Raw genomic sequence first — 5494 nt, 5'->3', positions numbered from 1 at the left:
CCGCCCGGCTGCACGCCCCGCGCCCCCGATCCGGTCCTGCCGGACCGGGGCGCGGGGCGCGGGGCGTGCAGCCGGGCGGCGGGCTGCCCGGCGCGGGTCTAGCCGCGGGCGCGGGGCGGCACATCGGCCGCGAGGCGTAGGACCCGGGTCGCGGGCCGTCCGGGCCTGGCCGCCTCCGGCGTCGGCGCGGGCCGGCCTGAAGCCGTCCGCCCGCCGCCCGGCCGCAGAGCGCTGAAAGCAGCGTGAAACCGCGCTGAATGCGCCCGGCCGCACCCTAGGCGGCATGACCACATCGACATCGCCCTCACTCGCCATCGCGGCCGGCGGCCTGCGCAAGGCGTACGGGGACAAGACGGTCCTCGACGGCATCGACCTGGCGGTGCCGGCCGGCACGGTCTTCTCCCTGCTCGGCCCGAACGGGGCCGGCAAGACCACGACCGTCAAGATCCTCTCCACCCTCGTCGCCGCCGACGCCGGCGAACTGCGCGTGGGCGGCCACGACCTGGCCGCCGACCCGCAGGCCGTGCGGGCCGCGATCGGCGTCACCGGGCAGTTCTCCGCGGTCGACGGCCTGATCACCGGCGAGGAGAACATGCTCCTCATGGCGGACCTGCACCACCTGCCGCGCCCCGAGGGACGCCGCACCGCCGCCGAGCTGCTGGAGCGCTTCGACCTCACGGCCGCCGCGAAGAAGCCCGCCGCCACCTATTCCGGCGGCATGAAGCGCCGCCTCGACCTGGCCATGACGCTGGTCGGCAGTCCGCGGATCATCTTCCTCGACGAGCCGACCACCGGCCTCGACCCGCGCAGCCGCCACAACATGTGGCGGATCATCCGCGAGCTGGTCTCCGGCGGCGTCACCGTCTTCCTCACCACCCAGTACCTGGAGGAGGCCGACGAACTCGCCGACCGCATCGCGGTGCTGAGCGACGGCAGGATCGCCGCCGAGGGGAGCGCCGACGAGCTGAAGCGGCTCGTCCCGGGCGGGCACGTGCGGCTGCGGTTCACCGACCCGGCCGCCTACCGGTCCGCCGCCGCCGCCCTGCGCGAGGCCGCCGCGGACGACGAGGCACTCTCGCTGCAGATCCCCAGCGACGGCAGCCAGCGCGACCTGCGGGCCGTCCTCGACCAGCTGGACTCGGCCGGCATCGAGGCGGACGAGCTGACCGTGCACACCCCCGACCTCGACGACGTGTTCTTCGCCCTGACCGGCGGCACCGCCGTCCCCGCCCAGCCCAAGGAGACCGTCCGATGAGCGCCCTCCCCCTCGCCGTTCGCGACTCGCGCACGATGCTGCGCCGCAATCTGCTGCACGCACGGCGCTACCCGTCCCTGACCCTGAACCTGCTGCTCACGCCGATCATCCTGCTGCTGCTCTTCGTCTACATCTTCGGCGACGTGATGAGCGCGGGCATCGGCGGCGGCACCGCCGACCGCTCCGACTACATCGCCTACATCGTCCCCGGCATCCTGATGATGACCATCGGCGGCACCGTCGTCGGGGCCGCGGTGTCCGTCTCCACCGACATGGCCGAGGGCGTCATCGCCCGCTTCCGCACGATGGCGATCCACCGCGGCTCGGTGATCGTCGGGCACGTCGTCGGCAGCGTGCTGCAGTCGATCGCCGCCGTGGTCCTCGTCGGCGGCGTCGCCGTTGCCATCGGCTTCAGGTCGACCGGCGCCACGGCCCTGGAGTGGCTGGCGGCGTTCGGGCTGCTCGTGCTGTTCGCCCTGGCGCTCACCTGGATCGCGGTCGGGATGGGCATGGCCAGCCCGAACGCCGAGGCGGCCAGCAACAGCGCGCTGCCGCTGGTCCTCCTGCCGCTCATCTCCAGCGCCTTCGTCCCGGCCGACGCGATGCCGGGCTGGTTCCGGCCGATCGCCGAGTACCAGCCGTTCACACCGGCCATCGAGACCCTGCGCGGCCTGCTGCTCGGCACCGCGATCGGCGACAACTGGTGGATCGCGGTCCTCTGGTGCGTCGGCCTGACCGCGCTCGGCTACCGCTGGTCGACGGCGCTGTTCACCCGCGACCCGAGGTGAGCGCGCGGGCAGCCTCCCGCAACTCGTCCCGCTCCAGGGCGGCGTACCGCGAGACCGCGTCCGCGTACGCCGCCGCGTCGGCGGCCTCGGCCGCCCGCCGGGCGCGGTCCGCCGACATGGTCGGCTGGAACTCGCGCAGCACCCGCAGCCGTTCGGCCAGCGCGATCAGCCGTACGGCGGAGGCGTCGCCGGACGCGAGCCCCGCCATGCCGAGGGCGTGCAGCACCGTCCCGAGGACGGGGAGGTCCACGGGTGAGGGGAACGGGGCGGCGAGCAGCGTGCGCAGCCGCTGCGCCAGCAGGCCGGCCAGCGTCCCGACCAGGTCGGGACGGCCGGCGTGCGCGTGTGCCGTCACCGCCGCCGACTGGATCTCCAGCGCCCACGGCTCCAGCCACGGGGTGCCGCCCCGCAGGGAGTCGGCGTCGGGCAGCCGCTCGACGGCGTCGCGCCACAGGCCGAGCCCGGCCTCGGTCAGTCCGCGGGTGAGCGCGATCTCGGCGTGCCCGCCGAGATCGGGCCGGTAGAAGGACTCCTGCTGCGGGGTGTTGTCGCTCTCCGCCAGCCGCAGCCAGTGCTCGGCCTCGTCGGGGTCGCCGCGCTGGAGGCAGGCCAGGGCGAGGCCCCAGCGGACGCCGATGTAGTCGTGCCCGTCGCCGAGCCGCGGCAGCACCGCGAGCGCCGCCTTGAGATGCCCGTACGCCTCCTCGCCCCGTCCCGTCTGCAAGCACAGGTCGCTCAGCCGGGAATGCACCATGAGCTGCACGGACGGGTTGTCGACCGGCGCCAGTTCGGCGACCATCCGGCGGGCCGAGGCGAGCGCGCGGTCGATGTCGTGCTCGAACTCCCAGACGTAGCAGGCGATGCACTGGGCGACGCCGGCGACCAGCGGATGCTCGCTGTCGCACAGCTCGCGCAGCACGCCGTAGCCGGGCGGCAGCATCTCGGGGACCGCGCTGAGCGCGACCGCGGTGGCGCGCAGCAGCGTGTCCGGCGGGGCCGCCGGCAGCCGGCGCAGGGTGACGAGGTGGCGTACGGCGCGCGGGCCGTTGCCCATGAAGAGGATCGCCGTGCACAACGCCGCGGCGGCGCGGGCGACGTCGACGTACTCGGGCGCCGGGCGGTAGTGCGAGAGCGGCGGCCCGGTGTCCGCGGCGAGGGCGGCGAGGCGGGGGAAGTTGGAGTCGGTGGACCACAGCGCGGCGAGGACGGCGGTGAGGGCGGCGATGGCGGGGCCGTCGGTACGGGCCAGGGCGTGCCGCAGGGCCGGTACGAGGTTGTCCTGCTCGGCCCTGATCCGCTCCCAGGCGGCCGACGGCTCCGCGCCGAAGAGCGCGTCGTGGTGGGCGACCCCGAAGTCCCGCGCCCAGGCGAGGAACCGGCCGACCGCCGCCTCGTCCTCGCCCGCCTCCGCGCGCCGGGCCGCGCTGAACTCCCGTACGGTCTCCAGCATCCGGAAGCGCACCCCGGCCGGCGTGTCGGCGACGGTGATCAGCGACTGGCCGGCCAGCTGCTCCAGGAGCAGCAGCGCGTCCTCGCCGAGGACCTGCTCGGCCGCGTCGCCCAGGAAGCCGCCGGGGAAGACCGACAGCGTACGCAGCGCCGCCCGGGCGTCGTCCGCGAGCAGATTCCAGCTCCACTCCACGACCGCGTGCAGCGTGCGGTGGCGCTCGGGCACGCCCCGCACCCCGCCGCTCAGCAGCGCGAACCGGTCGCCGAGGCGGCGGGCGATCTCCGGCACCGACAGCGCCCGCACCCGCGCCGCGGCCAGCTCCACCGCGAGCGGCAGCCCGTCGAGGTGGCGGCACAGCTCGGCCACCGCCTCCGGCGGCAGCCGCACGCCGGGCCTGGCGGCCCTGGCCCGCTGCGTGAACAGCTCGACGGAGGTGGCGAGTCCCAGCTCCGGCAGCGCGTACACCGCCTCCGACGTCAGGCCGAGCGGGGCCCGGCTGGTGGCGAGCACCCGCAGGTCCTCGGCGGCGGTGACCAGGGCCTGTACGAGCTCTGCGGCGCCTCCGACGACCTGTTCGCAGTTGTCCAGCACCAGCAGCGCGGGCCCCGGGCCGAGCACGCGCAGGATGCCGGAGACCGGGTCGGCCGGGACGTGGCCGCCCATGGCGCCGGGCCGGCCCTCGCCCGCGCCGAGCGCGGCGGCCACCTCCGCGGCCACGTCCTCGTCCGCCGTGACGCCGGCGAGCGGCACGAAGAACACCACACGCTGCTCGGCCCCGCGGCTGACGGCGTGCGCGAGCCGGGTCTTGCCCAGGCCGCCGGGTCCGGCGACGGTGACGGCCCGGGAGGCGCGCAGCAGCCGCCGTACCGCCGCGATGTCCTCGTCCCGGCCGAGGAGCGGGTTCGGCTCGTGCGGCACGCCGTGCCTGACCGCCGGCGCCTCACCGCGCAGCAGCTCGCGCTGTACGGCCTTGAGCCCGGCGCCCGGGTCCGTGCCGAGCTGGTCGCGCAGCTCACGGCGGTAGGCCTCGTAGCGCGTCAGCGCGGCGGACGGTCCCGCCGTCGCCGCCTCGCCGCGCAGCAGTTCCGCGAGCACCTCCTCGTCGCGCGGACGCCCCGCGGCGGCCTCGGCGAGCGGCCCGGCCGCCTCCGCGTGCCGTCCCAGGCGGGCGAGCGCGAGCGCCTTCGTCCGTACGAGCGTGCCGCGGACGGGGACGCGCTCGGCGCGGAGCGCGGCCACGGGGTCGCCGCTGTCGCCGGCTCCCTCGGGGGTGCCCTCCCACAGCGCGAGCCCGGCCTCGGCCGCGGCCAGCGAGCCCGTGTGGTCCCCGGCTCTGGCCCGGTCCGCGCCGGCGGCGGCGTACAGGAGCAGGGCGGAGGCGTCGACCTGGTCCTCGGCGAGCGTGAGCCGGTATCCGTTCGGCGTGCTCACCAGGACGTCGGCGTCCAGCTGCGCCCGCGCCCTGGACACCAGGACCTGCACCGCCTTGCCCGGCCGCTCCGGCAACTCGTCGGGCCACAGCCCCGCCACCAGCCGCTCGGTGCTGCAGCCCGTGCGCAAGTCGCCCGCGAGCAGCGCGAGCAGACCGCGCAGCCGGGGCGCGGTGACCTCCCGTCCGCGGTACGCGACACGCGGCAGCAGGGTCAGGTCGGTGGTCATCCGTGCAGATTAGCCAAGGCCGGCGCCGCGGAGCGCGGGCCGTCCCGGGCCGGCGGCAGGTCACCGCGGCGCCGGCGGGGCTGTTCGGCACTCCCGACCCCGGCGCCCCCTGCGTCCCCGCCGTCACACCGTGACCGCGCCGAACTGCCGGGTCCCGGGCGGCGCGTGACCGCGTCGTGCGGGTCAGGGCCGGGCGGCGGACGGCCACGTGGTCCGGGGCGAGTCCGGGCGGCGGACGGCCGCGTGGTCAGGGTCATGGCGCAACTGGGAAACAGGTCACGGGAGTCGGCCCGACGAGGCGGTAGTGTCCATGCCGCCGGGGGCAACGACGGGGACGGGGGC

3 protein-coding genes are annotated in these 5494 nt (G+C 76.2%); 2 read left to right on the top strand and 1 reads right to left on the bottom strand.

Going from position 1 to position 5494, the window contains the following annotated elements; all coding sequences use genetic code 11:
* Nucleotides 1-283 precede the first annotated feature (283 nt).
* Both V7E46_RS32085 and V7E46_RS32080 read left to right on the top strand, forming a co-directional pair.
* Complete coding sequence (locus V7E46_RS32085) at nt 284-1255, top strand: ATP-binding cassette domain-containing protein (RefSeq protein ID WP_333771700.1); 972 nt, start codon at nt 284-286, stop codon at nt 1253-1255.
* The gene (locus V7E46_RS32080; RefSeq protein ID WP_333771699.1) at nt 1252-2043 is read left to right on the top strand and encodes an ABC transporter permease; all 792 of its coding nucleotides are present in this window, start codon (nt 1252-1254) and stop codon (nt 2041-2043) included. Before V7E46_RS32085 ends, V7E46_RS32080 begins: the two co-directional genes overlap by 4 nt.
* On the opposite strand, the gene V7E46_RS32075 is transcribed toward V7E46_RS32080, so the two are convergent.
* Nucleotides 2024-5152, bottom strand: a complete 3129-nt coding sequence (locus V7E46_RS32075; protein WP_333771698.1) for an ATP-binding protein — start codon at nt 5150-5152, stop codon at nt 2024-2026. The genes V7E46_RS32080 and V7E46_RS32075 overlap by 20 nt on opposite strands.
* Between the last annotated feature and the right edge of the window lie 342 nt (nt 5153-5494).

The organism is Streptomyces sp. IBSBF 2435 (genome assembly GCF_036815005.1).
In the GTDB taxonomy this organism is placed as follows: domain Bacteria; phylum Actinomycetota; class Actinomycetes; order Streptomycetales; family Streptomycetaceae; genus Actinacidiphila.
The sequence above is the reverse complement of the archived record's forward strand: the minus strand, read 5'-3'. Positions and strand labels throughout refer to the sequence as shown.

Coding starts and splice junctions, on each gene's coding strand:
- V7E46_RS32085 (WP_333771700.1), top strand. CDS start 284: ATGACCACATCGACATCGCCCTCACTCGCCATCGCGGCCGGCGGCCTG.
- V7E46_RS32080 (WP_333771699.1), top strand. CDS start 1,252: ATGAGCGCCCTCCCCCTCGCCGTTCGCGACTCGCGCACGATGCTGCGC.
- V7E46_RS32075 (WP_333771698.1), bottom strand. CDS start 5,152: ATGACCACCGACCTGACCCTGCTGCCGCGTGTCGCGTACCGCGGACGG.